This is a genomic window from Streptomyces sp. NPDC058086, from assembly GCF_042885015.1.
GTDB lineage: Bacteria > Actinomycetota > Actinomycetes > Streptomycetales > Streptomycetaceae > Streptomyces.
On the sequence record NZ_JBHVST010000028.1, the window covers coordinates 45,042 to 70,448 of the forward strand.

The following is a 25,407-nucleotide window of genomic DNA, read 5'->3' on the forward strand; positions in this document are numbered from 1 at the left end:
GTTCACGCCAGGGTGAGGAAGGTGTCCCAGTGCGGTGCGGGCGCGCTGTCCGTGCCGAGGGTGTGGAGGGCGAGGGCTGCTCCGGCTGCTCCGTCGAGCAGCTCCGGGTCGTGGTCGTCCAGGTCGAGCGCGGTGATCAGACGGTCGGCCAGACGTGGCAGCTCCAAAGTGATCTCGGAGTTGCCCGTCTCGGTGGCCATCCGCCACGCGGCATGCAGCAGTCCGGCCAAGCCGTGGCACAGCCCGATCTCGGGGAGCTTGCCCAGTTGAAGCGGGTCGCGCAGGGTCGAGAGGATCGCGTTCTCGGCGGCCTGCACACGCACCGGATCTCGGAGGGCGAGTCCGGCCAACTGCTGGGCGCGGGCGGTGCCACTGACTCCGTAGCACCAGGAGGGGCGGGGACGAAGGTCGGAATGGACGTGGTTGACGGTCGCCTGCTGCATCGAGATATAGCCCGGCCACCAAGGGGCGCTCTCGTCGCCTTGACGCCATTGGTCGGTCCAGGCACAGATCCGTTCGACCGCGTCGACGGTGCCGGGCACGGCCAGGTCGCGCAGCAGAGCCAGGGACAGTACGGATAGGGCGGAGCCGATGCCGTGGGAGAGCCCGAAGTTCCCGTGCCCGCCGGGGTAATCGGCGTGGGGTGCACCGGTGGGCGCGACGTTCATCCACCATGGCGGCAGCCCGGCCGGATCGGGCAGGGACTCGGTCAGGCGTACCAGGTAGGCCAGGGCGTCCCGGGTGATCTCGTGGTGCGGATGGCAGCTCATGTGGTAGGCGCCCAGCCCGGACAAGCCCCTGATCAGGTCGGACTCTTCCATGGGAGGCCGCTCGGCGCGGTCGATGCGCTGGTGGGCCTGGGCCAAGCGGTTCCGGGTGACAGTGCAGGTCGCCGCGTCCAGACGTTCCAGGACGCGCAGGTACCGGCTCGATGCTCTGGCCGCGCGATGCGTGACGAACGCGAGGGCGGGAGCACCGAAGTACAGACTCGCGTTGGCCGCTGCGCTCACTTCGCCGCGCACAGCCGTGGCCAGCCAGGTGTGCGCGGTGCCCCAGTCGCCCCGGCCGGTCCGGGCTCGCTCGATGTGCAGCAGGGCGATGCCCGAGGCTCCTCCGGCGAGCGACTGCGGCCAGGCCCGGACGCCGTCGAGTCGGCCACCGGGCCACACGGTGCTCGGGTCGGCCAGTGCGTGGGCCAGCTGGTCGGCGGTCAACAGTGCGGCGCGGGCGGGGGCTGTCGTGGTCACGGTGTCCTCCTTGCTCGTGCCGTCCAGCTCAGGGCGGCAGCTCTGGCCAGGTGCAGGTGCCTACGCTCCTCGGACAGTCCCGGCCCGCACATCCGGACGTGGTGGAGGTGCAGCAGGTCCGGCAGCACGTCGTGGGGGTGCGTGGTCGCGTCCTTGAGCGCGCGGCGGTAGGCGGCCAGAGTCACGCGGCGTGCGGACCAGGCCGTCGTGACGCGCTCGTGCAGGCCCGCAGGGTCGGTGTTCACCAGGCCGACGGCTTGGCGGTAGACAGCGCGGGGCGGAGAGGCCTGGTCGGTGCGGGTGTGCTCGATGAGCCACTGCATCGCCGCAGCGTCGTCGCCGAGCAGGCCTGCGGCGATGTCCACCATGCTCGCGGCGGTCATCGCGCGGGCATCCGGTGCGTCCTTCCGGGCCTGGGCGGCGAGTTGGGCCAGGGCGGCGGCGGAGTCGGCGGCGAAGTACTGCTCGGCCGCGTCGATCGCGGCGGGGCCGCCGAACCGCGCGGTCTCCGGGTGGTAGGTCTCCACGCTGGCGTGCGTGATTAGGCCGCTGTGACGGAGCTGCCGGGTCCACTCGCCGATGTACTCGATAGCGGAGCCGAGTGTGCCGGGTGGGCAGGTCAGACGGACGCGGAGGTGGTCTGCGGGGTCTGGGTATCGGACGAACCACCACCGGGGGTTGCCCAGTTCTTTCAGCAGAGCCGGCAGGTGCCGGGCCAAGAGCGGGTTCTGCCGGTCTCGGTGTCCGTGGAGCTGGAGGTAGATGCGATTGCCGCAGCCGGGCAGGTGGCCGTGCTCGCGGTTGACGACGTGGCCCGCTGCCCGGACGGGAGCGACGTTCTGTTCTGCGGTCAGGGGGATGACGACTTCATGGGCGCGTCCGCCGGTCCAGCCCAGGTCCTGGGGTTGCGGTGCGGGGTGCAGCGTCACCTTGCCGTCGCGGTCCAGGTGGGTGCGCAGCAGGACCCGGTGTGAGGGCTCCGTCAGGTCCAGGGCCATGCACTGGTCGGCCTCGCTCAGGTACACCCGCTCGGGCAGATGCACGTCGCGGCGCCATTGGGTCAGGGCCTCGTCCCACTGTGGCCACGGTGCCGACGCAGCGGGGACGTCGTCGCTGGCGAGAAGCCAGCGGGCCGGGGACAAGATCGTGCGTCCGTAGCGCAGCGCGGGCAGGAACGGCAGGCTGGAGGCGGCAGTGCCCCACATGAATCCGGTGCACGGGACGGCCAGCGCGACGGGTGCCTCGGCAAGAAACCGGGCCAGCGGATGGGTGTGATACCCCAGGTCTACGGCGTTCAGCAGCAGCGTATGCACCGGCCGCCGGCAGGAGAGCGAAACCAGGTGCAGCCGTTCGGCGTCGGCGGTCACCGCCAGATCCGTCAGGGGAATGAGACTGGTATCCAATCCCTGGTAGTCGCCGAGCGAGATCACCAATCCGGTCACCTGCGGTGCACGCGCGACATTCTCAGCGGGTGCGGACAGCGGGGTAGAGCTGATCTGCGCGACGAGCGCGTCCTCGTGCACTCCGGGCAGCCCGGCGTACACCTTGGTCATGCGGCGGCGGTCCTCGTCGTCCAGCATGCCCAGGAAGCGGCCGGTAGTCGCTCCGGCCGAGCGTGCCACCCCGACGACGTGCAGAGTGAACTCGCCCTGCTGCAGTGCTGGAATGCTCACGGCGTCGATACGGACGGTCACCTCGGTGCTCGGCTGGACGCAGTGGCCAGGATCCGTAGTGGCCAGCTCCTCGAGCGCGGGATCGTCGAGCTCGACTTCAATGCGGCGCTGCATCCCGGCTCTGTGGGCGAGCTTGATGAGTCGGCTGTCCCGGTCAGGCAGCGGGGAGGGCGCCAGCGTGGTGGTAGACCCCAGGTAGCCGGATGGGTAACCGAGCGCGTTGACGGCCTCCACGACGGGGACGACCGCTCTTGGCCCGTACCGCTCAAGGAACCGGCTGTGCCACTCGGCCCATCCGGCCAAGGCCGACCTGGGCGCGAGACGCGTGAGTGCCTTGGCTGCCGCTGCCGCTTCCTGGGCCACCGTCTCCGGGACGACCATGTCCCAGTCCACCCGCAGGTCGAACGAAGGTTTGGGAGCCTCGCGTAACTCCGCAGTCTCAGCCGGCGCGAGATACTGCGTGTGCCTGAGGAGGGCGGCGAGCGGGTCGGTGGCTGTCATCGCCGCGCGGAGGCTGGTGATCAGGAATCGTTGCCTGACCAGGCCCGCGAGCAGTTTCTCAATCGCAGCGAGCGGCGCGGTCGGGAAACCGGCGGAGAGCTTTGCTATGAGGTCGCTCCACAGAATCGGAGTCCGCGCGCTGTCCAGGGCTTCGCGGACCGGACCGGTCACACGTATCTGCACGTGTTCCGAGGCGCCGCCGCGCGTGCCGCGCGGGCGGTGCTCGATCACCACGTACCCGTCGCGCTCGACGACGAGGCTGGACGCCATCACCATCAAACGGGGCCGCAGTCCGCTGTGCTCCTCGAACCGGTCGATGAGAGTCGTGGTCCATGCCGCGTCGGGTCTGGCGAATGCCCGGTGCCCGGTGCCCGTGCGCAGCGCGGGGGCGGCGCCTATTCGTGCGGCCGCGACCCCGGCGAACAGGCCGAACGGGGTGGCGCGCGTGCGGGCCCGCAGCAGGTAGCGCAGCACGGAGAGCACCGTGCGGCGTACAGCGGGGTCTGGCAGCGACTGGCCGGCACAGACCTGGTCCACCCGACTCGCGAGGTCCGGACTCGCGGCTTTGACGGCGGTCGTGAAGTCGGCTGCCTGCCAGGCCTGTTGCAACCACGCCCGCCACGACGCCGCGTTCGCGGACGGGCCGGTCAGCTCCGGCCAGACCACCTGACGGCCGGAGTCCAACGCGGCCCCCCGTATCACTGCTGCATCAACGTAGCGATACACACACCCCTCCTGTGGCCTGCGCGGTGCCCGGCCGCGCCCATGGATCAGGCGCGGCCGGGCACTGCGAAAGACGCGGTCTGGTGCTGCTACGGGCAGCTCGTGCACGCGGACGCGCACGTCGAACCGCAGCCGTCATTCGTCAGACGGATGAGCTGGTCCGCGGCGGGGCTGCCCTCGACGATCGTGATGTCCAGGTCGAAGGCGTCCGCTCCGGATGCCTCCTGTTCAGCGACCGGCTGAGCAACCGGACGCTCCAGCTGAACGGTCATGCATGCCTCCTTGGCAGTGGGTGATGGTGCAAGGTCCCGGGGCCCAGGAGCGGGCCCCGGAGCCTTAGTGCCAGGACACCGCGACGATGCCGTGCCGCTTCGGCACGGTGTCCTGGGGCAGAGGGGACGGGGCAGGCCCCGGCACGTACCGGATCGTCGCCGCCCCCCGGCGGCGGTGGTCCTGCGCCCAGCGCCGCAGCAGGTCCAGGTACTGGTCCGCGAGAACTTCGGCCTGCGGGCCGTGAGCGACGACACCGCTCTCGAAGCCGCCGGTGTCCCCGTTCTCGCGGCGGGTGCGGTACGCGATGCTGTCCTCGCTGACCAACGCCGGCACACCGAGCACGGCTGATGCTTCCACGAGCCCGCTCTCGACGACGTCCTTGGACGCGTGCAGCCGGGCCGGACTCGACAGATGGAGCGTGAGATACAGCTCCAGCTCGTCGGGCAGGTCATAGGCCGCCCCCGACCAGCACTCCAGCCGGGGAGTGTCCAGGGCATGATTCAGCGCCTCGGCGTTGAGGCGCACCCGCACGTCGTCGGTCTGCACGGCGACGCCGTCCCGCAGCAACGCCTTGCGCTCCTTGGCAGCTCCCTCGCCCTGCATGGCCACGAAGCGCGCCAGACGGTAGGAGTGGCTGACCAGACCCTCGCCGTCACGGTCGAACGCGACCGAACGGGTCGTACCGCGCACAGTCAGCGGGACGACGAGCCTGCCCTTCTCAGCAAGCTCACTGATCCACGACGGAGGGATGTCCCACGCGGCCGCGGTGACGATGATTCGGTCGTACGGCGCCCCATCGGGAACACCGGCCTCGCCGTCCGCGAGCAGCGTCTTCACCTGGCCGTACCCGGCATCGTCCAGGCACAGACGGGCGCGGTCGACGATGTCACGGTCGATGTCGACCGTGGTGACCGCCCCGCCGCTGCCCACGAGTTCCTGGATGAGCGCGGCGTTGTAGCCGCCCGAGCCGATCTCCAAGACCTTCATGCCGGGCTCGATGTCGGCCTGCTCCAGCATCACGGCCTGGAGGTGGGCGGCAGACATGACACTGATGTCCAGGCCGTGCTCGTCCTTCTTGACCGGAACGGTGCGGTGGAGGTCGTAGGCGAGTTCCAGGGGCGCGTCCGGTGCGAACCGGTGCCGGGGCACTGCGGCAAAGGCAGCGGCGACAGACTCGGACATGATCGCGTCCTGGTCACGGAGCGCACGGACCATGTCCGCACGCAGCGCGTCGGGATCGCGAAGAGTCGAGCCATCAATAGCAGTCATCCGATTACCTACTTCTGTTGGGAGGGTGCTTGCTGTAGCCAGTTCGGGCTGGTGGTCAGCGAGGACGCTAGCCAGGGCACCGTTTCTGGGGTGTGGTTACGCGCCGGAGGAAGGCGCCGCCCTTGGAGTTCGGCTGAAAAGCACTCAGGAACGGAAAAGGTGGACACACTCGATCTCCGCGTAGCGATAGCCGAGGGCCTCGGCCGTAGTCCCTGCGGGGCGTGTATGGGACGCAAAGACGACCGGGAGGTGATCGGAGACCTGCGGGGAGCCAGCCGTCGAAGGAGTCATCCACACCTCCGCAGAAGAAGATCCAGTTCACGGCGCGCCTCATGCCGACCCTCCAGCTATGAATGGGGCGAAGTCATCGACGTCGTACAGCGCAAGTTGCCCCCACGGGGCGATACCGGAGCCGAAGCGTGCGGCTTGCTGAGTCAGATCGAAGAGAAGGGGCAGCGCGATGGCCGTCATGCGGTCCATACGCCCTGAGCGATCGAGATCAGCGGTGGGGCGGCTGGGCCGTTGGGTCCGCGTGGTGCGGGAGAGGAGGTCAGGCATGGAGCAACCCCTTCGCGCGGTCCGCGTCCGTGACCTGGCCGTGGTGCGTGTCGATCTCGGCTCGGGCGGCATGGGCGTAGTGCTGCACCACTGAGGGGCTGAAGGCGTGCGTGGCAAGCGAGCCCTCCGTGAATGCGGCCACTGCCTCGTCAAGGGTGCGCGGCACCGGCCTTGGGAGCGGGTCGGCCTCGTAGGCGTCTCCTGTGCAGGGGTCCGGCAGCTTCGGGTGCTTCGTGATGCCGTGGAGGATTCCCGCGAGTACTGCGGCGAGCGCGAGGTAGGTGTTGGCGTCGGCGCCGGGGAGCCGGACCTCCAGCCGGGTGTCCTTGTGGCGGCCGGCGACCCTGATGGCGCAGGTGCGGTTGTCGTACCCCCATGTGAAGTTCGTCGGTGCGAAGGAGTGGGGGGCGTATCTCTTGTAGGAGTTGGGATAGGGGGCGTACAGCGGTGCCATCTCGGGCAGCGCGTCGAGGAGTCCGGCAATGGACTGCCCGAGGACCTCGGGCAGATCCGCGCCGAGTGCCGTCTCGAACGCGGGCTCGCTGTCACGCCACAGGGACACGTGGAAGTGCAGGCCGGAGCCGATGCCCGTCTCGGGGGCGGCCATGAAGGTCGGCGTCATACGCTGCTGCGCGGCAATGGCCCGAACAGCGTGCTTGTGCACGGCGTACGTGTCGCAGGCCCGCATCGCATCGCCGTACGGCCACGTGACCTCGATCTGCCCCGGTGCCCCTTCCGTCTTGATCGCCTCGACCGGTGCGTCGGCCTGGTGCAGCGCGTCCCGGAGGGCTCCGAAGAACGCGGAGAGACTGGGAGGATGGTCGAGGGCATAGTCGAGGTTGTGGGGCGACACAGGCCTTAGGCCCCGGTATCCCGCTCGGCGGCTGCGGTCCGCGCTGCCGCGGTAGAGCAGGAACTCACTCTCGATGCCCACCCGGACCTCCCACCCGAGGTCTGCCAGGTAGTTGATCTGCTGGCGCAGCGTCTCCCGAGGCGCCACTGGGACGCGGTAGCCGTGGTGGTCGTGGGCATCAACCCACGCCCAGCGGGGCCCGCCGAGACGGTGGGCCATGTAGTACAGGCCGCCGGAGGTGGGGTAGGCGGACGTCACCTCGGCCAGGCACATCCCCAGAATCAAGGTCATGGCGCCGATGCCGACCCAGCCCCAGATCATGACGGCGGGGCCGCCGGTATTCAGGCCGTAGCCGAACAGCGTCATGCCGCCGGCCAGGATGCAGATCACACTGAAGCTGATCGCGAAGTTGCCGAACCCTCCCATCCGGCGGGACAGTTCGGGCTGGTAGCCATGCGCGCGCAGCGCGGCATCATCGTCAAGGCGTGCATGGGCTCTACTCGGAGACAACGGAGAAATCCTCTGGTTGTAGGGGGGCGGAGTGGTGTGCCAGGTATGGCCCGCATGAGGGCGGAGGTGCTCGACTGCTCATCGGCGACCGTTGCGGTCTCTGAGGGCTCTCTTGCGTGCGGAGCGGAAATCGTCCTGCCACCACGCAGGGTTCTGGGTGACGTGGGCCCACGGCGCGGGGGTGGCGTAAGGGCCGATCGCGGTGAAGACGGCGCCTGCGTTTCCTACGCCGGTGGCGGTCAGGGCGTGCGCGAGATGGTTCAGGTCCGCGAGAGAGTGGGTGCGCGGGTCACGCCGCTGCCACTGCTGGCCGGCAGGTACCGGTCCCGGAGCAGGAGCGTTGAACCACCACTCAAGACCCCGGCGGGCGTAATGCGCCTTCTCCTCGGTGGCCCAGAAGGCGATCACACTGCTAGCCCGGCTGCGCGCGATGGAACGTCGGTAGGTTTCTACGAATCCGTACAGGGGCAGCAGTGTCACCGCGGCGCCTTCGGGTGCTGCGCTGGCCACCCACAGAGCGAAGTCCAGGTCGCCCGCCCCGCGGGACTGTAGGACCTGAAGGGCCCGGTGGTAGGCCTCCCGGTTGTACGGATCTCGGACGTGGACCCAGTTCAGCAGTGTCCACGGCCCTGGCGGCAGAAATCCGTCCCTGTGCACAAACCAGTTCATGCGGCTGTGCGGCACTGACTCATCGACGTCGGTCTGCGCCAAGGTGAGGAGGCAAACCCCCGGCACTGGATCCTCCGGCCGTGCGCTTGCCGCGGCTCTGCACGCCTGGTCTGCGACATAGGCCGCGCGGCGTAACTCCTCGCCGCGTACGCCGTCACGGAAGGCGTAGAGCGCCCGCTGTGTCAGTACTCGGGCCCACATCATCAGCGCGGTCACACTGCGGGGCTCTTCTTCCCGCCATGCTTCGATGGCGTGGCTCTTGGCGGCGCCCACGGCCAGGGCCTGGCTGCGCGACGTTCGCAACGCCCAGTTCGTTCCGGTGCTTCGAAGTAGTTGCTGCGCTGCGCGCCAGCGGTCCATTTGCAGGTCTTCCATGGCGAGACGCAGCTCATGGTCCCAGCCTGCAGAGTGGACGATCAGGTCCATGACATCGGCGGCCATCAGTGCACCTCCGAGTGGACAGATACGGATCCAGTCGCCTGCGGAACCGGGTTAAGTAAGCAAGACATGGGGGGTGGTGTCCTCAAAACGGGATGGGGGAGCCGTCGGGTCGCAGGAGGCTGAAGCCCTGGTTCTGGGGGAGCCGAGGCGGTTTCTGCGGCCCGACGGCCGATCAGGGGGATGGCGCGTAGCAGCGGGAGGTCAAGCAGTCATCGGCTTGATCAGTGCTTGGACGATCTTTCCGGCCCCGGTCGGGGCATAGGCCAGTTCGGCGCCGAGCTGGCGCGCGGTCCACAGCCCACGAGGTCTCACGCCCTTGGCCGGCTCCCACGTCACGGCTTCGGCGAAGTCGGGGAAGTCGGGTCGGGGGTCCTGCACGTGGATGGCCAGTTCGCCGGTCCGGAGGAGGTTCCACTGCATGGGGATCCGGGCGTACACGGGGACACGTGAGTGCTTGACCGCATTGGCCATCAGAACGCCCCCGATCACAGCCGCATCCTCGATATCCACGCAGACGCTTGCCAAGGTCAAGTGCACGCGTGTGTGGCTGCGCGCGTTCTCAGCTGCGTAGCGGTTGGCCAGAAAAGGCCAACTCGCCTTCCATACGGGCTCGTCGTGGATGAGCCCAGGGGTGACAGCGTCGTCTTCCCGCTCGCTGTCGGACGCATGATGCGGTTGAGGGCCGATCCTGAAGAGCCGCTCAGCGGGCGAAGTCATTGAGAAATCTCCAGCGGTCATGGTTGCTGCCCAGCAGGAATGGCGAGACGGCACCACGTGATCGCTCCGCCGTCGCTGAATCCCCACGCGCCCGCGTGCTCTTCCGCCAGGGAACTGACAAGGAACAGCCCGCGGCCTCGCTCTGATTCGCCATCGCTGTCGTGGACCATCGGAATGCCGGGCATCTCGTCGCGCACGTAGATGTGGAGGAAGTCATCACCCACCGTCATGGTGAAAGTGATCTTTGTTCCGCCGCTGTGGACGATGGCGTTGGTGACGAGCTCAGACACGATGATCGTGGCGTCATCAACCAGACCAGGCAGGCCGCAGTATCGCAGCCTGGCCGCAGTCACCCGGCGGACCATCCTCACGCGGCGAGCGTCGGCGTCGGCGATGCACTGTCTGGGGACGTGCGGGGAGACTCTGAAGGACAGCGCCGTCAGGTCCCGGGCCACGCGTGCACGCCCAGACTGCGGACGCTCGCCACAGACAAGGCTTGCTGGCGTGACGGGACCTGTTGTCACTGTTGGTGCGCTGGTCACCGCTGCCCCCAAGGCCGAGATCGTTCGCTCTAACTTGGTAGAGGTAATCGCACGATCACTGTCTGCCGGTACCGTGGGAGATAGGTGGGACCGTGAACACCGTGAACGCCATGGAGCTGTCGGGAGTTGAGTACATGGCCACGAGAAACCGCACGCCCAACCCTGCCCTGAATAGGCTGCTTGAACAGGCACGATGGACTCGCACGCAGATGGCGCAGCAAGTCAACCGGCTCGGCCCGCAGGCAGGATTGAAACTGACGTACGACCGGACGGCCGTAGCGCACTGGATCGCCGGTACACCGCCAAAACCGGAGGTCAGGCCCCTGATCCTTGAAGCCTTGTCCGCACGCTTAGGCCGACCGGTCACGCACGCGGAGGCCGGACTTTCGCCCGCTCTGGCCGACGGCGCCTCCCAACCGCTCGACACTGTGGAGGAGTTGATCGACTTAGGAAGGGCGGATATGGACCCATCCCGTCGCGGCCTGTTGGGTGCGACCCTGTTCTCTGCTGCACTCGCCGTACCTGCGTTCCAGTCCAGGGCGCGTGCCGCTAGCGACCCGGTCACCCCGGGCAAGGCGACCACGCGCATCGGCGCCTCCCAAGTCGCTTCGGTGCGCTCAATGACCGAGCGGATCGCGGACATCCTCGATGAGTTCGGCGCAGGCCACGCCCGCCCCATGGCGGCGGCGTTCCTCGTCAACACGGTCGGTCCGTGGCTGCGAGCGGAAGCGTCCGAGCCGGTGAAGACGGACATGCTTGCCGCGGCTTCCGACCTGACGTATCTCACTGGCTGGATGGCCATGTACGAGAAGGCTCACGGTCTGGGACAGACGTACTACGTCAAGGCGCTCAAGTTGGCCGACGAGGCAGGAGACCACGTCACCTACTGTCGGACCCTGCGCGGTATGTCGCTTCAGGCTGCGAACCTGGGCCACGGTCGAATGGCGCTGGAACTGGCGGACTCCGCGGCCGAGGCAGCACCGTCGGCCGGCCCTCGCCTGGTGGCGTTCCTACGCGGGCAACAGGCACACGCAGCATCCATGGTCGGAGACCGGCGCCAGGCCCACGCCCGCCTACTGGAGGCCGAGACCGCCCTGTCACAGGCCGACAACCGGCGCGACGCGATCGGCGGCTACGACCAGACCGCATATCTGTTCCACGTGTCCCACGTGCTGATGGAGGAGAAAGACCTCTTTGGCAGCGTCAAGGCCATGCAGCAGTCAATCCGCGTACAGCCGGCACAGGAGCGGCAAGGCCGCGTACACGCCTATGCGGTTCTGGCTCAGCGGCAACTGAAGCACGGGCACCTGGACGCCGCATGTGATTCGTGGGGACGCTTCCTCGACGAGTACGAACACGTCTCGTCCGTCCGCGGCGACGATCACTTCACCACGATGCACAGGGAGCTCACACCCCACGCCCGAGCGCGCTCAGTGAAGGAGCTCGCAGGCCGGGCGCGGGACGTGGCGGCGGCCAAGGCCTAGAAATGGGGGCGCCTCCGGAGGAGCTGTCGGCAGCCCCCGGAGGCGTCACCACCATAAGGCCATCCCGCTCTGCTTGGGCAAGAAGGGTTCAATTCGCTCTCCCGGCTTCCCGCCGAATCCGTGGCGGTTGGCTGCGCGGGCTTGTCTTACTTGGATAAGAACGCTGTCGCCAGCCGCAAACAGTGGGGGTCACGTCCCGCGACGTGCGGCGGGGTCGCGTTCGGCGACGTGTCGGGCGACCGAGTCGACGCCGAGGCGGGCGTACCGCTCCAGGGAGCGGACGGAGGCGTGGCAGCATCGGGGTGGAGGTGCCGTCCTCTGCGTCGTGTGTCAGGGCACTGTGCCGTAGCCGGGGAAGCGTCATCCGCCGCCTCGGTGAACTGTGCTCCGGAATCGGCCGACCCTTCACCAGCGGCACCACAGCCGTTGGGATACGACAAGCCATCGAAGAGTTCGGCTTGGACTCCGCTCCGCGGCATCTTGCGCTCTCGCCGGTGGAGGGATCAGCCTGCTTTGATCCCTGGCTATGACAACTCAACCCGAGACCATGCGGAACCACTGGTGGTGGCGGCCTGACTGGAGCGTGGGCCGCCGCTTCTACACCTGGCACCTGACGTTCGAGGGCCAGGACGATGTACACCGGCTCGCTGCCGAGTACCGGTCCGCACTCGCACCTCTCGGAGACATCCTCACCCCGATCCCCAATCAGTGGCTGCACCTGACCATGCAAGGCATCGGCTTCGTAGGCGAAACCAAAGAGCAGGACGTCCACGCCATCGTGGATGCAGCCCACCTGCGGCTGGCGGCCATCGAAGCCCTCGACCTCCAAATCGGACCGGAGGTGCTCGACCCGGAGGCAGTGCTCCTGCATGCCCACCCCGACGGCCTTGTCCGAGCCGTCCGGAACGCTATCCGGGGTGCCATCGGGGACGTTCTCGGTGAGGTCCCGGAGAAGGCCGAGGGCTTCACCCCGCACGTCTCCGTGGCCTACAGCGCCAAAGACGGCCCCGCAGAACCGATCGCGCAAGTCCTCGCCGGCCTCACTCTCGCTCCGGCACAAGCTCGCATTTCCAGCGCGGAGCTCATCGTGATCCACCGGGATAACCAGATGTACGAATGGGAACCCTTCGCGAAGGTCTCCCTCGGCTGACGGTCCTCTGCCAAGCGGGGTCTTGCCGCCAGTGGCCGTAAGACCCCGTGCCACCTCGCCCTGCCGTCGTACGTCCCGAGCAGAGTCCAGCTCAGCGCTGTGTGTCATCGGTCCCAATACCGCTTATCACAAGCCGCGAGAGCGTAGGGCGTCAGCTCGACCGGCGTGGCCGCCCCATATAAGGCCGAGCACCCCAACGCCCTGCCGTCCACGGTGCACAGCTTCCTCTCCGGCGTCCACGAATGGCAGTGGCGGTCCCAACTCACATGCACAGCCATCAAGGGAAGTACGTTTGCATGTCGTCGGCTGGAGGCGTCACGTCACCTGCCGCTGGCAGGCTCGGGAAGAGGTAATCCTCGAAAGCGTCCGTGGCAAAGAGGAACGCGATCAACAGGCCGGACATGAGCAGAGCGAGCAGGACCACAGGACCTCCCGGGGGGTGGTGGTCGGCCTGTGCAGCCGATGGCGCCGCTTCCAGGGTGAACCCGAATGGCGTAGTGCGCATGTCATGCGTGGTGGCGTAGCGGACCCCGGTGGTGACGTCGCGCGCAGCAGCCGAGCGGCAGGAGTGAGCGCGGGCGGCTCGTCGAGTCCACCCGCCACCGCCACTCAGTGTGATCGTTTGATTGCTGTCCGCAACGGGAAGATCAATGCCCGTCCGCGGCGAAACGCGCAGAGGAGATCGTCATGCCCGAAGCAAAAGGGCCGGCTTACGTCCAGATGCCTGTGTCCCAGCAGCCTGCGTCCAAGGCGGAGTCTGAAAAGGTGGGCAGGCTAATGCTTCAGTACAAGGACGGAGTTCCTGTTCTGACCGTCACCGGCGGGAACGTCTTCCCTACGGGTCTCGCGATCGTGGACGAGGCCGGCAACGGGGTAGGGCTGTACACGGCCAAGCGCGGCAAGAATGCCGTAGACAAAAAGAAGGCCCTCAGTTTCGCTCAGGAGTACGTGACCTCCGCAAAACTCCCGCCGTACACGCCGGTCGCGCGCATCCTGGAAGGTGGGGAAAACGAAGTCTTCGAGGACTTCTTCGACTGACCGCAGTGCGGCCCCCCAAGGCAACAGGGTTGGGCGCCAGGTGCCTCCCGTAGAGGCTGGGCGGTGCACACAGAGGCCCTCTCGTCGACTTTGGCGAGGGGTCCTCTTGCTCGTCCGGACGCTGTCCGGGTGCGTGTACGGACGGGGCGCTGTTGTCAGGGGGAGCGCGGTTGCATGTCGTCGGCTGGAGGTGTCACGTCACCTGCCGCTGGCAGGCGTGGGAAGAGGTAATCCTCGAAAGCGTCCGTGGCAAAGAGGAACGCGATCAACAGGCTGGGCATGAGCAGAGCGAGCAGGACCACAGGACCTCCCGGGGGGTGGTGGTCGGCCTGTGCAGCCGATGGTGCCGCTTCCAGGGTGAACCCGAATGGGGTAGTGCGCATGTCATGCGTGGTGGGCTACGGCCGAGGCCGGGCCGCCGGGCGCCTGTGCTCCCGCTCGGCAGCCCGAACACTCTCTTCCAGTGCTGCCAGCAGATCCAGCGCCGGGGCGGGCTCCGCTGGCTCGACGAGTTCACCGCCGGTGATCTTCGCGTCCACGAGCTGCTCAAGGGCGTGGGCGTACTCGTCGTGCACCTCGCCGACGTTGATGCCGGCGAGTTTCCGGATCAGCACCTCGGCCAGCTCGAGTTCCCGGTCAGTGACCGGTGTGGAGGGTGCGAGGTCTCCGGGGTCGCGTAGTTCGTCCTGCCACAGGAGAGTCTGGAGGATGAGAATGCCGTGGCGGGGGCGGAGCAGCGCCAGGCGTTCTCGGCTGCGCAGGGCGACCTTGGACACGGCGACGTTGCCGGTGCGGGCGAGTGCCTCGACGAGCAGGGTGTACGGGCGGTCGGCGCCCGGTCCGGGAGCGGCGTAGTAGGGCCGTCCGAAACTGATCGGGTCGATGTCCTCGAAGGGCACGAAGCCGAGCACGTTGACGGTCCGTTTTGTGGGCAAGGGCAGACGGGCTAGGTCCTCCTCCGTGAGCGGCACCATGCGCCCGTCTGGCAGGGCATAGCCCCTGCCGACTTGTTCGTAGGGGATCTCTCGGTTCTCGGCCTTGCAGATGCGGCGGTGCTCGACGCGACTGCCATCGGCGACATGGATTTCGTGAAGGCGCACGGGATGCTCCTCCGTGGCCGCGTACAGCCTGATCGGCAACATGACCAACCCGACCTGGATCATCCCGGACCACGTGACCTTCATGCATCCAGGGTCATCCGCCAGCAGGTGGCGCGCATCCCGGTCGCCGTGGCTGAGCAAGTGGGCTGGGTGTCCTGTGCCACTGAACATTGAGTACGTGACATTGAAGGTTGATTGGCGTCACCCTGTACCGGCTCCCTTAGGAGCCCCTGGTGTTCCGCCACCAATTCCGACGCACTCTGATGCCATTGGCTGGCGGTGTAGCGCAAGCTTCCTGGTGCCAGTCGCCGGTTGCCGGGTTCCAGGTGATCACCTGCCACTCGCCGTTGGAGCTTCCCTCACCCTCATCGGCATCGTCACGGCCCCGGGGAGCCGACGGGCGGGACGCCTCTGCAGGCATGCGCAACGCCACTTTGCTGGGGTGATGGATGAGAACGATGTCTTCATCGTCCGCGGGTTGACGTTGGACATGCCGGCTCAGCAGTTCGCGGACCTTTGCATAAGCGTCTTCGCCGGCCTTGGTACTGATGGCCTGCACAAACGGAACTAGCGCACTGCCGCCTAGGAAGCCCAGCAGCAAGTCCAACGTGACGCCGGCGGTCGCCTCCATGCCCACATACAGCCGAGTCTCGTCGGTCACACCCTGCTCGCTGAGCGGAATTCCCAGAACCAACCGCCTACGACCCTGCCGATCATCATCTTCGGCGTCAAGGACAAAGGCGAGGTCATCGCCTTCCAGTTCGCACTGCGCCGCTACTGCCTGGGCCAGCTCCTCGGGCAGGCACCCGTGTGACACTTCTGTCGCCCGGAATTGGCGGCCATCGAACCCTAAAACGAACAACTGTGGATACGTTCCCCCTGTCATGTCTGTAACGGTCCCGTATCGGCCGCACCCCGTCAGGCAGTTGCCGCCATCACCGCTCAAGTTCCGATGACGCTCACTCAGGTTTCGATGGCACGGGACACTGGTGTCCTGTGACAGCGAACCTTGATCGTGTGTCACCCAACTTTGAGTGGCACAGGTCACTGTCACGCTGCACGCGGAGCCCATGTCGCCAGCGTCCTCTGGGGGATCACGCCCGGTCGCCTGTGGGCCAGAGGGTGATGGCGGGGTGGGACCGTGCGGTCGGCGCTGCGCGGTCCCACCCCGTGTCTCACTCGGTCGTGGTCCAGGTGACGATGACGGCTCCGTTGTGGCCAGCGGTGCCGGAGGCTCCGGGCTGGCTGCGGTGGCCGTAGCCGCCCTCGTCGCCGGGCTTGCAGCTCAGGCCGCCGCCGAGGCTGGGCTTGTAGCAGCCGCCGTGGCCGCCCGCGCCACCCGCCCCGCCGTCCCCGCCGGCGCCGTAGGACTTGCCGTCGGAGATGACGGCGGCGCCGCCCTTGCCTCCCTGGCCGCCTGTCCCGGGGCTGCCGCCGCGGCCGCCGCTCACTGTGCCGTTCTCGATGCCTTTACCGCTCTTGCCGTCACTTCCCGCGCCGCCGGCCGTGCCAGCGGTGCCGTTGGCGCCGGCGCCGCCCGGGGTCGCCGTGTGAGGCAGAGAGCCGAGGAAGCCCCGCCTGCAGGTTCCGCCGGAGCCGGCCTTCCCGCCGTCGCCCTGGGCACCTGGTTCGCTCGCGCCGGCCCCTCCCGTACCCGGGGCACCCCCGGCGAACGTGCCGCCGTAGCCTCCGCCGCCGCCGGAACCTGCGCTGCCGGCCTGCCCGACTGCACCGCCGCCTCCACCGGGGGCACTGACATACGACTCGTTGAGGGGATTGACGGGCCCAAGGCGGACCCCACGGACGGTCGTGGCCCCCTTGGAGGCGCTGCCCTTCCGGCCTGCGTGGCCGGTCCATCCCCTGGTGCCGTCGGAGCCCCCGAAGGCATCACCGCCCGCACCCCCCGGATCGGTGTCGCCCCTGCCCGATCCACCCGCGCCCCCGGGGCCGCCTTCACCGACCTCGATGATCAGCCCGTCGCCCACCCAGAAGGTGCAGGTGACGAACTCTCCGGCACCGCCGCCTCCTCCTGCGCCGCCACCTGCCCCACCGCCACCGCCGCCGCCACCACCACCGGCGTTCGCGGCCAGGCCCCCACCGCCACCGCCGCCGCCGGTGCCGCCGGTGGAGCCCCCGCCGCCCCCACCGCCACCACCGCCAGCGCCCCAGAGCCAGACCGTGACCTCCCCGGACCCGACCCACGACCATCGGCCGGGCTTGTCGAACACCTTCTCGTGCACGACCTCGGCCGCATGGGCCGGCCCGGCCACACCAAGCGGCACCAGTGACCCGGTGACGGCCATGGCCACGGCGACGGCCCGAGCCGTCCGGCACCCAGGACGTACAGCGTTGAAACCGGCCGAAGTGAACGGCTTCACGGCCGCGGCCAGCACGGTGGCCGGCATGGAAAGGATCTTCATGCCGGGGCTAACGGCCTTCCCCGCAACCAGGGCACGCCGTCGCGAAGGCCAGTTCACCATCACGGCCAGCCAGGCCGCCATGCCCTCGGGGTCCGCGTCGGAAGGCGCGGAAACACACCGCACCGTTCACGGTGGCCCTCAGTCACCCGGGTGGGAGCCGGTAGGCAGGAGGCGCAGGGTGAGACCGGCAAGGAAGCCCTCGCGGACAGCGCCGACCTTCTCCGGGGACAGGCCCACCACGTCGAGGCTGGGGAACTGCACCCCCCTGGGCGACCTGAGAGGAATCCTCCAGCCCATTCCGGTCCAGCGCGGCCAGGGGCATGACCAATCGCAGCGACTGACGCGTACCGGTGCCGGGAGCCTGGTACTCGCGAACCGTCTCCATATAGGTGAGCTCCAGCGTGCCAGCGGTCGTACCGAGGAGGTCGCTCAGCAACGGCAGGCCGGTGTCGGACATGGCTCTTCGAGTCACTGAACTTCGTGATGATCATCGTGCCTTCGATAACGCGGGCTGATCTTGATCAAAGGAGACGACGGGAAGTGCGAGGGAGGCAATGGCCGGGATCCAATTCGGGTGCACTTCCGCCCTGAACACAACACCCCCGCAAGGCCACCAAGATCACCTTCCCCGACAGCCAGACGAACGGGTCGCTGACCAGGCGTGATCAAACTTCGGTGACACAAATCTGAGGATGATCAATATTCGGTGGCAACGCTCAAAGTTCGCTGTCACAGGACACAGGGGGCCGTGTAGCGCCTCCGGCTCTCCGCTCTTCTAGAATCGAACGCATGAACGATTCACCGTCTCGCCTGGACCTGCTGCTGTTTGTGTCATGGCGAACGGTGCCCGGGGCAAGCCAATCAGTGAGGACCAGGCGCGGAGGGCGCTGTACGAGCATGTCGAGGCCTGCCCGTTCTGCAATCCGGACACGGCGCTCCAGGTCATTCCGGAGTAGACCCTCCACCCGGGAGGGCCGAGTAGGCCAGCAGGCGCGCGGCCATTCATGGGCGGAGGCTGATCACGTGGAGTTCCCCGTGCAGGACGCGCTGGCTGAGCTGGTTCCCGTGCTGCCGGCCACGCCGGGCTGGTGGTACGAGATCAAGCTCGACGGCCACAGGACGGTCATGTGGCGTACGGCCGACGGCGTGCGTCTTCAGGCGCGCTCCGGACGGGATGTGACGGCGAACTGGATGGACATCGCGCTGCCCGGGATGGAGCTGCCGCCCGGCGTGGTCCTGGACGGTGAGGCCGTGGTCGTCGTGGACGAGCGGATCAGCTTCGAAGCGGCGCAGTCCCGGGCGGCGTCGGCGCCCGCGCGAGCGCGGCAGCTGGCGGAGAAGCATCCTGCCTTGTACGTAACTGGAGTACCCACGGGTTCCTGGCTGGTCATCACGGGGGGAACGAGGCCAAGTCAGCAGGTAGGAGACCCATGTTCGAGGCGTCCCTCAAGGGTGTGAGATTCCTCCAGTCACTCGCAGATTTCGCGAGTGCCCTTCGTAATCTGCTGGTTCATGGGGGAATTCGGAACCCGTTCCCTGGCATCGGGACGTGACGCGGTCGGTCTGGCAGAGGTCTTCTCTCTCCACACCTACCGGAGCCGTTCGGGCCAGGCTGATGAGCGGTCGTACTTCTTCGACACGCTCGCGGAGTACCAGTGGGCGCGGGACTCGGCCGGGCTGATGCCCGCGTCGATCGACCAGTTGGTCAAGCCGGTGATCGAGTTGTGCGAGCACTATGACGTCGTGCCGTGGCAACTCACGCCGACGGCGTTGGACCGGTACTTCGCCGGGCCGGGCAAGAGGGCCCGCCCGACAGTCCTCGCGAAGATCAACAAGATTGACGCGTACTTCGCGTTCCTGGAGCAGAGGTACGCCGGGGAGATCCATCGGCTGTACGGGGCGGTCGTTGAGTCGCCGGTCGACCCGTTCAACCGCCCTTGCCACCGAGGTGACTTCGGGCTGCGGGTGCCGCCCTCGCCGCGGGCGATGCGGGAGTTCTTCGCCGCCTGGCGCACCGTTTTGCCGCAGTCCCGCAAGGAAGCGGTGGCGTGCCGGGACTACGTGATGGCGAAGATCGCCTACCTGTCCGGGGTGCGGGCGGCGGAGTTGTGCGGTGTGGCGATGGGGGACGTGCACTGGGAGTCGGGGCGGTGGGGCCGCTTCGTGGTCCAGGGCAAGGGCGCCCGCGGGTCCGGGCCCCGGCCACGGGAGGCGTTCCTGTTCGAGCAGGGCCGTGAGCTGCTGTGGTGGTACGTGGAGGAGGTGCGGGGGATGTTCCGGGACGACCCGGAACATCCGGCGGCGCCGTTGTTTCCGTCCGAGCGGTTGCCGAAGCCGGTGGCGGCGCTGAACATGCCGATCGCGCCGACGGTCGTCCCGGCGACGTTCCGTCGGGCACTGAAGGCGGCGTCGCGGCTGTATCTGCCGGGGCCGGTGCCCGAGCTGTTCCCGCATCTGCTGCGGCACGCGTGCGCGACCCACAACTACGAGCGCGGGATGACGTTGTGGGAGGTACAACGAATGCTCGGACATACCTGGACGACTACGACGGTCAATTACCTGGCGACGGCCCAGGCCGATCCCGAGCAGGCGGACCGCTGGAGGTCGTCGGCGACGCGGGCCGGGCAGCGACTGGTCGCGGACAGGGGGAGCTTGCGGTGAAGTGGAATCTGCGCTGGGCAGCAGCCAAGCGCGACATCTGGCGGCCGGTCGATCTGCAGGCGGCGTTCGCGAAGGTGGGGTTCACACCGTCGCTGAGCAAGGTCGCCGCCCTGTGGGGCGGCACTCCGGTGACGGTGCGGCTGGACGATCTGGACAAGATCTGCGCGGCGTTGGAGTGCACGGTGGCCGACCTGATGGAATCCGAGCCGGTGGCTGCCGCGACAGGCCGGGAGGAACAGGAGCGGGCGGTCGGCGGCGAGTCGCGGCCAGTGCGTCCGGTGCCGCGCCGGGATGGTCCGCGCCGGCTGCGGCCACCGAACTGACGGTGGTGGGCACGGTCGTGGTGCGGCAGTGCGCACGGTGTCTGGACTGGGGCGTGCCCCGTCTGCGCGAGGGGCTGTGCTGGAGCTGCTCCAACTGGCTCAAGCACCGTCCGACGCGGGCGAGTTGTGCGCGGTGCCGCCGGATCGGGCACGTGGACGGCGACGGGTTGTGCCGCCCATGCGTGATCGCGACCGGCGAGGACATCCAGTCCGGCGACAACGCCGCCTTCCCGGGCGGGGCCCAGCTGCACCTGTAGGTGCTGGGACTGGGACGGCAGGGCGCACGAAACCTACCGCGCCCGCGCGGCGGAACCGCTCCCTACTGGGGGCCGCACGAGGTGAAACGCCTCGTCGATGACCCACGGATCTGTCCCAGGGTGACGGTCGGGCAGCAGACACTGTTTCCGGTCCGGCGGCGCATCGAGCGCGCCCATGCCCGGCAGATCAGCGCCCGGACATGGCCCGAGGAGGCGGCCCTGTACCCGCTCGCCGAACAGCGGGCGGCGAGCGCGGGCCTGACGCCGACGTGGCCGCAGATGGTGATGCGGTTGATCCGCTGCGCGCTGGCGATCCGGGACGCCGAGGGCGAGGCCCTGGTCGCGCAGGAGATGCTTGACCAGGTGCGGTTGCCCCTGAAGGCGGCCGCAGCAGAGATCCTCGCCCAGGCCGGGATGCTGCGGCCCCGCACGGCCCAGCCGCCCGCGCTGTGGCCGGTGGGGGCGTGCTGCCCTTGCCTCCGTGCTTGGGTGCGTCCTTGCCGCTCTTCGTGGGGGCGGCCGGTGCCGCCGTCTCCCCTTCACCGGAGGTCTGCGCAGGCGAGGAGGGAGCCGAAGAGGTGGCGGAGGGCGGGGAAGCCGCGTCGCGCGATGTCGCCGCGGACCGGGAGGCGTCGGGCGGCGGCGTGGACGCGTCCGCGGTCGCGGACGGCTCGGCCTGAGGCCCCCCTGTGTCGAGCCGGTGTCGGGCGCGAACCAGGCCATGCCGGCGAGGAGTGCCACGGCGAAGAGGGTGATGCCGCCCAGCAGCGCCGCCGCGCGGAAACGCCGTACGAGGGTGAGACCTGATCTGTGCGGGCCGCGGGAGCGAGGCTGCCGCCGGCGTCAGTGCCGTGACCAGGCCGTCGGTCAGGCCCGGATGCCCGGTCGGCCACCGCTGTCGTAAATCGCGACGCATGCTGGAGATGACGGCGCCCGGTTCCGGGATGCGCGAGCGAAGCGTGGGACGGGGTGGACGGATGTCCAAGCTGACCCCCCACTCATGGGCGATCGCCGTCCACCGGGACCTGGCATTCACATGATGTGCAACGCAGGTGGTGAGGCATTCATGGCGACGCTTGAGATCCATGGTCTGCGCTGCTCGGTGCAGACCGATGCCGGTCCGCGCGAAATCCTGCGCGGGGTCGACCTGACCGTGCGGCAGGGCGAGACGCACGCGATCATGGGGCCCAACGGCTCCGGCAAGACCACCCTCGCCTACGCACTCGCCGGCCACCCGAAATACCAGGTCACCGCGGGCACCGTCACTCTGGACGGCGAGGACGTGCTGGCCATGAAGGTCGACCAGCGGGCGCGGGCCGGGATGTTCTTGGCCATGCAGTATCCGGTTGAGGTGCCGGGCGTGTCGGTGTCGAACTTCCTGCGCTCGGCCGCCACCGCCGTACGCGGCGAGGCCCCGAGGCTGCGGACCTGGATGCGGGAGATCCGGGCGGCGATGGAGCGGCTCCAGATCGACCCCTCCTTCGCCGAGCGCAACGTGAACGAGGGCTTCTCCGGCGGTGAGAAGAAGCGCCACGAGATCCTTCAACTCGAACTGCTCCAGCCGAAGATCGCGATCCTGGACGAGACCGACTCCGGCCTGGACATCGACGCCCTGCGCATCGTCTCCGAGGGGGTCAACCGGGTCCGGGCCACCGGCCAGGTGGCTACTCTTCTGATCACCCATTACACGCGCATCCTGCGCTACGTCGCCCCCGACTACGTCCACGTCTTCGCCGACGGACGGATCGTCGAATCCGGCGGACCCGAGCTCGCCGAGAGGCTCGAGGAGGAGGGCTATGAGACGCACGTGAAGGGTGTGGTCGGCGGTTGACATCCGGCCGGGAGCCTTCCTCAGCTGCTTCACCATGCGGCGGCTGCCCACGGTTCGGCCTGAGAACCTGGGGATGGTGGGCCACCGGCCCTCTCGTGGGTGTACCTGGCGGCGAGATGCGGGCGGGATCGTTTCGGGGCACGGTGGGAGGGGGCCGGTTACCGGCCGGTTCTTTTCCTTGCACCGCACTAGCCGAAGGAAACGTGATGGCCGTCGCAACAGACATGCTCGTTCCGGCGCTGCGCGAGGTCCGCGAGGCCGAAGCCGCGCTTGCCGACCGGTTCAAAGCCCACCTCTCAGTCACGCCCGCCGGAGAGCACCGGGAGGTTTTGGAACGCCGCGTCGGTGACGCCCGGGGTCACGTGTACCGCATCGACGAACGTCTGGGTACCTTGAAGCCCCGCGGGCTGGTGCAGACCGTTCTCGAGAATGCCTTCCACATCACCAGGCAAGCTGTCCAACTGCCCTTCGAAGCAGCGATGTCCGTCCCGGGCGCCGTGTTGCGGGGCCAGGGGAAGGCGACCGAGGAGCAGCTGCTGAAGAACGTCGAGGACGAGTATGCGGTCACCGCGTTCGCCGTGGCCGTCTGCCGGGCCGCCGAGCGCATCGCCCAGGAGGCCCAGGACGCCGCCAGCACGGAGTTGCTCGGCTCCGTCCGCCATGACGGCGAGGAGGTACTGGAAGAACTCGGCAGCAGCCTTGAGCAGCACGCCGAGGCAGCAGTGGTGGCCGCCGAGACCACTGGCGGCGTGGGCGCCACCGGCGCCGCCCAGGCGGTCCACGACTGGAGCAGCTGGCTGCGGGAAACAGCCGAGCGCATGCCTGGCGTGGACCGGCTCCAGGGCGTACCGGAGGGAGCCCTCATCACGGAGGGTGAGTTGCCGATCCCCGATTACCGCAGTCTCGGCACCAGGTCGATCCTCGACCAGCTCCCGTACCTGTCCCAAAGGGATCTGGCCACGGTGGGCGCCTATGAGCGATCCCATGCGGCGCGCCCCGCGGTCCTGAGCAGGATCGCGGACCTGCTGGGCCCCGAGCCCTGGCCCGGCTACGACAGCATGAATACCGGCGAGATCCGTAAGCGGCTCGGCGATGCCGAAGACAGTCTCAACCGGCGGGTGCTGGAGTACGAGCGCCGCCATCAGGCACGCTCCACTGTCCTCGCGGCCGCCGAACGAGTCCACATCTGAGCGGGCACGTCCCTTTCAGGGCTGCCTCATGCCCCCGGGCTCACGCGGACGACCGCGTGCCCCGGGTGTGTCGGTGCTGGTAGGTCCACAGCTGGTCGACGAGGGTGAAGCCGAAGGACTCGAAGAGCCGGGAGGCGGCCTGGCTGTCAGGGGTGGGGTGCGGGCCGTCGTCGACGACGACGAGAGCGACCTCGGTGGCACCTTGCTCGGCCAGCAGGGCCAGGGCCTGGGCGAGCAGCTTGTGGCCCAGGCCACAGCGACGGCGTGTGGACAGGGTCTCGATCCAGTACACCGTCGCGGTGCGGTCGGCTCCTACGCTGACCACGGCTTCTGCGACCGGCTCGGCGGCTTCACGGATGATCAGCCGGTGTCCCGGAGGGAAGTCGCAGGGGAAGACGTCGGCGACCAGCTTGGCCGGCGGGGGCTCGGCGGGTAGCACGCGGTGCAGGTAGCTGCCACAGCGGCGGCCGGTGAAGCCGCTCTGCAACAGGGCGTCGTGGGTGGCGCCGCGGCGGGTGCGGGGCAGGCCGCCCGGCCCGAGGGGGCCCGGCGAGGCGCCGACGAATGCCTCGATCCGCGGGCAGTGGGCGAGGGCGGCGAGCGCGTGGCTGATCAGGGCACGCAGCGCAGGTGGGTCCTCGCGGGCGTACACCCAGCAGACCAGACCAGTGCGCACATCGTGCCAGGACAGGTAGCCGAGGATGCCGCAGGGGCAGTCCTGGGCATCGGCCAGAACGCTGATCCGCGGCCGTGCCGGTACCGCCCAGGCGGCGAGGGGGACAAGACCGCGCTGCACTGCGGCCAGCTTCTCCGCGGTGCAGCGGGGCTGTGCCGGCAGCCGGTCGGCGTCGATCAGTTCTCGCACGCCAGGTTCGTCTTCGGGCCGGTACGGGCGTACCGTCGGCCCGCTCTCGGGGTTGGGCGAATAGGCCATCCTGTCCGTCCGCACATGCTGACGTTCATACCGGCTATCTACCAGGGTCCACCGTTTCCCCCCTGCTGTCACGGGCAATCCTGGCTGCGCCGTGGCGGACCGGCCCGCCACGCTGCGGGGAGTCGCCTTGCGGGCGGCACGCGGCGGAAGTGGTCTGCTGGGCTGCGGTCAGCAGCGAGCGCACCTGGTCGATGACCGGCTGGTGAAGGGGGAGCGTCAGATGGCCGACGCCGGGCACGAGCACGTTGCGGGCCTTGAGGTCGGGATGGTCGATGAGGCCGCTGGTGGCGGGTATGACGGCCTCGTCCAGGTCGCTGTAGAAGGCCACGAACCGGGCGCGGCATCCAGCCGCCGGTTCGGCGAGTTCGGTCAGCAGCCCGCTTCCCGGCCGTAGCTGGCGCAGGAGCGGATGGGCCGGGGCCAGCAGGGCCGTCGCGGTCCCGCCGTGCGGCGTCGCCAGCGTGATCACCAGCGGCACGTACGCGTCCCCACCGAGACGCTGCACGTAGTAGCGGGCGATCAGTCCGCCCAGGCTGTACCCGATCAACACCACGATCCGCGCTTCTGAGCGGCCACACGCCAGCTCCACCTGGTCGCCCAGCACCCTGGCCGCCGCGCGGATGTCGGGGCTGAACGCGTTGTAGCCGACCACGGTGATGGGGCCCACGCCGCAGTCGCCCAGCCTCCGTCGCAACGGCGAGACGACCGACGCCCCGTCGGACAGCCCGCGCACCAACAGCACCGGGATGGCCGCATTCGGCGGCGGCGGTTCGTCCCGGCCCGCATGCCGCCCGGGCAAGGCGCGACCCAGGCGCCCGGTCAGCTGCCCGACGCCCCCGGCAGCGATGTCGAGCGGGAGCTGCACCAGGCGCATGGCAACCCAGCCCGCCTCGACACCCACGCCGCGCACCGGTGACAGCCCTGGCACCGACAGATGCGGCCCGAAAGGAATGCCCGTAACCATTGGCCCTACCTACATGCGTTCCTATTCACATCGTATGTGGGCAAAACTGTATGTTCCAGCATGGACAACATTGAATGTT

25 protein-coding genes are annotated in these 25,407 nt (G+C 68.5%); 11 read left to right on the forward strand and 14 right to left on the reverse strand.

Annotated features, from left to right (window positions below; all coding sequences use genetic code 11):
* Positions 1-2: 2 nt before the first annotated feature.
* The 8 genes from ACFVWD_RS22785 to ACFVWD_RS22820 all read right to left on the reverse strand — a co-directional run bounded on the left by ACFVWD_RS22785 (position 3) and on the right by ACFVWD_RS22820 (position 10,168).
* Entirely contained in the window at positions 3-1,247 is a 1,245-nt protein-coding gene (locus ACFVWD_RS22785; RefSeq protein WP_389598464.1) for a lanthionine synthetase C family protein, read from the reverse strand.
* Positions 1,244-4,105 (reverse strand): lantibiotic dehydratase, encoded by a 2,862-nt coding sequence (locus ACFVWD_RS22790; RefSeq protein WP_389598465.1) that lies wholly within the window; start codon positions 4,103-4,105, stop codon positions 1,244-1,246. The genes ACFVWD_RS22785 and ACFVWD_RS22790 overlap by 4 nt, the downstream gene beginning before the upstream one ends.
* A gap of 128 nt (positions 4,106-4,233) precedes the next feature.
* Positions 4,234-4,416, reverse strand: a complete 183-nt coding sequence (locus tag ACFVWD_RS22795; protein ID WP_389598466.1) for an FxLD family lanthipeptide — start codon at positions 4,414-4,416, stop codon at positions 4,234-4,236.
* Positions 4,417-4,480: 64 nt separating this feature from the next.
* Positions 4,481-5,686 (reverse strand): methyltransferase, FxLD system, encoded by a 1,206-nt coding sequence (gene fxlM / locus ACFVWD_RS22800; RefSeq protein ID WP_389598467.1) that lies wholly within the window; start codon positions 5,684-5,686, stop codon positions 4,481-4,483.
* A gap of 550 nt (positions 5,687-6,236) precedes the next feature.
* Positions 6,237-7,607: an amino acid permease gene (locus ACFVWD_RS22805; protein WP_389598469.1), complete on the reverse strand. Its 1,371-nt coding sequence runs from the start codon at positions 7,605-7,607 to the stop codon at positions 6,237-6,239.
* Between the two features lie 78 nt (positions 7,608-7,685).
* Entirely contained in the window at positions 7,686-8,717 is a 1,032-nt protein-coding gene (locus tag ACFVWD_RS22810; protein ID WP_389598471.1) for a hypothetical protein, read from the reverse strand.
* Positions 8,718-8,918: 201 nt separating this feature from the next.
* Positions 8,919-9,434 carry a hypothetical protein gene (locus tag ACFVWD_RS22815; protein ID WP_389598473.1) on the reverse strand — a complete coding sequence of 172 codons (516 nt, stop codon included), beginning with the start codon at positions 9,432-9,434 and terminating at the stop codon, positions 8,919-8,921.
* Between the two features lie 17 nt (positions 9,435-9,451).
* Positions 9,452-10,168 carry an ATP-binding protein gene (locus ACFVWD_RS22820; protein WP_389598475.1) on the reverse strand — a complete coding sequence of 239 codons (717 nt, stop codon included), beginning with the start codon at positions 10,166-10,168 and terminating at the stop codon, positions 9,452-9,454.
* Here ACFVWD_RS22820 and ACFVWD_RS22825 point away from each other — a divergent pair.
* The 3 genes from ACFVWD_RS22825 to ACFVWD_RS22835 all read left to right on the forward strand — a co-directional run bounded on the left by ACFVWD_RS22825 (position 10,111) and on the right by ACFVWD_RS22835 (position 13,648).
* Complete coding sequence (locus ACFVWD_RS22825) at positions 10,111-11,460, forward strand: hypothetical protein (protein ID WP_389598477.1); 1,350 nt, start codon at positions 10,111-10,113, stop codon at positions 11,458-11,460. The genes ACFVWD_RS22820 and ACFVWD_RS22825 overlap by 58 nt on opposite strands.
* A 547-nt stretch (positions 11,461-12,007) precedes the next feature.
* Positions 12,008-12,610, forward strand: a complete 603-nt coding sequence (locus tag ACFVWD_RS22830; RefSeq protein ID WP_389598557.1) for a 2'-5' RNA ligase family protein — start codon at positions 12,008-12,010, stop codon at positions 12,608-12,610.
* Positions 12,611-13,297: 687 nt separating this feature from the next.
* Positions 13,298-13,648: a hypothetical protein gene (locus tag ACFVWD_RS22835; protein ID WP_389598478.1), complete on the forward strand. Its 351-nt coding sequence runs from the start codon at positions 13,298-13,300 to the stop codon at positions 13,646-13,648.
* A gap of 398 nt (positions 13,649-14,046) precedes the next feature.
* Here ACFVWD_RS22835 and ACFVWD_RS22840 read toward each other — a convergent pair whose 3' ends face one another.
* The 4 genes from ACFVWD_RS22840 to ACFVWD_RS22855 all read right to left on the reverse strand — a co-directional run bounded on the left by ACFVWD_RS22840 (position 14,047) and on the right by ACFVWD_RS22855 (position 17,429).
* On the reverse strand, positions 14,047-14,832 hold the full coding sequence (locus ACFVWD_RS22840; RefSeq protein ID WP_389598480.1) for a Ku protein: 786 nt from the start codon (positions 14,830-14,832) through the stop codon (positions 14,047-14,049).
* A 136-nt stretch (positions 14,833-14,968) separates the two neighbouring features.
* The gene (locus ACFVWD_RS22845) at positions 14,969-15,634 is read right to left on the reverse strand and encodes a hypothetical protein (RefSeq protein ID WP_389598482.1); all 666 of its coding nucleotides are present in this window, start codon (positions 15,632-15,634) and stop codon (positions 14,969-14,971) included.
* A gap of 289 nt (positions 15,635-15,923) precedes the next feature.
* Complete coding sequence (locus tag ACFVWD_RS22850; RefSeq protein ID WP_389598484.1) at positions 15,924-17,153, reverse strand: hypothetical protein; 1,230 nt, start codon at positions 17,151-17,153, stop codon at positions 15,924-15,926.
* Positions 17,154-17,306: 153 nt separating this feature from the next.
* Positions 17,307-17,429 carry a hypothetical protein gene (locus ACFVWD_RS22855; protein WP_389598486.1) on the reverse strand — a complete coding sequence of 41 codons (123 nt, stop codon included), beginning with the start codon at positions 17,427-17,429 and terminating at the stop codon, positions 17,307-17,309.
* Positions 17,430-18,001: 572 nt separating this feature from the next.
* Between ACFVWD_RS22855 and ACFVWD_RS22860 the strand changes: the two genes are divergently transcribed.
* The 8 genes from ACFVWD_RS22860 (at position 18,002) to ACFVWD_RS22895 (ending at position 23,430) form a co-directional block, all read left to right on the forward strand.
* Positions 18,002-18,124 (forward strand): DUF6233 domain-containing protein, encoded by a 123-nt coding sequence (locus ACFVWD_RS22860; protein ID WP_389598487.1) that lies wholly within the window; start codon positions 18,002-18,004, stop codon positions 18,122-18,124.
* 67 nt (positions 18,125-18,191) lie between these two features.
* Entirely contained in the window at positions 18,192-18,626 is a 435-nt protein-coding gene (locus tag ACFVWD_RS22865; protein ID WP_389598489.1) for a hypothetical protein, read from the forward strand.
* Between the two features lie 54 nt (positions 18,627-18,680).
* A complete protein-coding gene (locus tag ACFVWD_RS22870; RefSeq protein ID WP_389598491.1) occupies positions 18,681-19,829 on the forward strand; it encodes a tyrosine-type recombinase/integrase in 1,149 nt (382 codons plus the stop codon).
* A complete protein-coding gene (locus ACFVWD_RS22875; RefSeq protein ID WP_389598493.1) occupies positions 19,826-20,152 on the forward strand; it encodes a helix-turn-helix domain-containing protein in 327 nt (108 codons plus the stop codon). Before ACFVWD_RS22870 ends, ACFVWD_RS22875 begins: the two co-directional genes overlap by 4 nt.
* 2 nt (positions 20,153-20,154) lie before the next feature.
* Positions 20,155-20,409, forward strand: coding sequence for a hypothetical protein (locus tag ACFVWD_RS22880; protein ID WP_389598495.1), 255 nt, complete (start codon positions 20,155-20,157; stop codon positions 20,407-20,409).
* A gap of 497 nt (positions 20,410-20,906) precedes the next feature.
* Complete coding sequence (locus ACFVWD_RS22885; protein ID WP_389598496.1) at positions 20,907-21,089, forward strand: hypothetical protein; 183 nt, start codon at positions 20,907-20,909, stop codon at positions 21,087-21,089.
* Between the two features lie 386 nt (positions 21,090-21,475).
* Positions 21,476-22,240 (forward strand): Fe-S cluster assembly ATPase SufC, encoded by a 765-nt coding sequence (gene sufC / locus ACFVWD_RS22890; protein WP_382190805.1) that lies wholly within the window; start codon positions 21,476-21,478, stop codon positions 22,238-22,240.
* 206 nt (positions 22,241-22,446) lie between these two features.
* Positions 22,447-23,430 (forward strand): hypothetical protein, encoded by a 984-nt coding sequence (locus ACFVWD_RS22895; RefSeq protein WP_389598498.1) that lies wholly within the window; start codon positions 22,447-22,449, stop codon positions 23,428-23,430.
* 40 nt (positions 23,431-23,470) lie between these two features.
* Here ACFVWD_RS22895 and ACFVWD_RS22900 read toward each other — a convergent pair whose 3' ends face one another.
* Positions 23,471-24,295, reverse strand: coding sequence for a GNAT family N-acetyltransferase (locus ACFVWD_RS22900; protein ID WP_389598499.1), 825 nt, complete (start codon positions 24,293-24,295; stop codon positions 23,471-23,473).
* Between the two features lie 103 nt (positions 24,296-24,398).
* Positions 24,399-25,292: an esterase/lipase family protein gene (locus ACFVWD_RS22905; protein ID WP_389598501.1), complete on the reverse strand. Its 894-nt coding sequence runs from the start codon at positions 25,290-25,292 to the stop codon at positions 24,399-24,401.
* Positions 25,293-25,407: the final 115 nt, after the last annotated feature.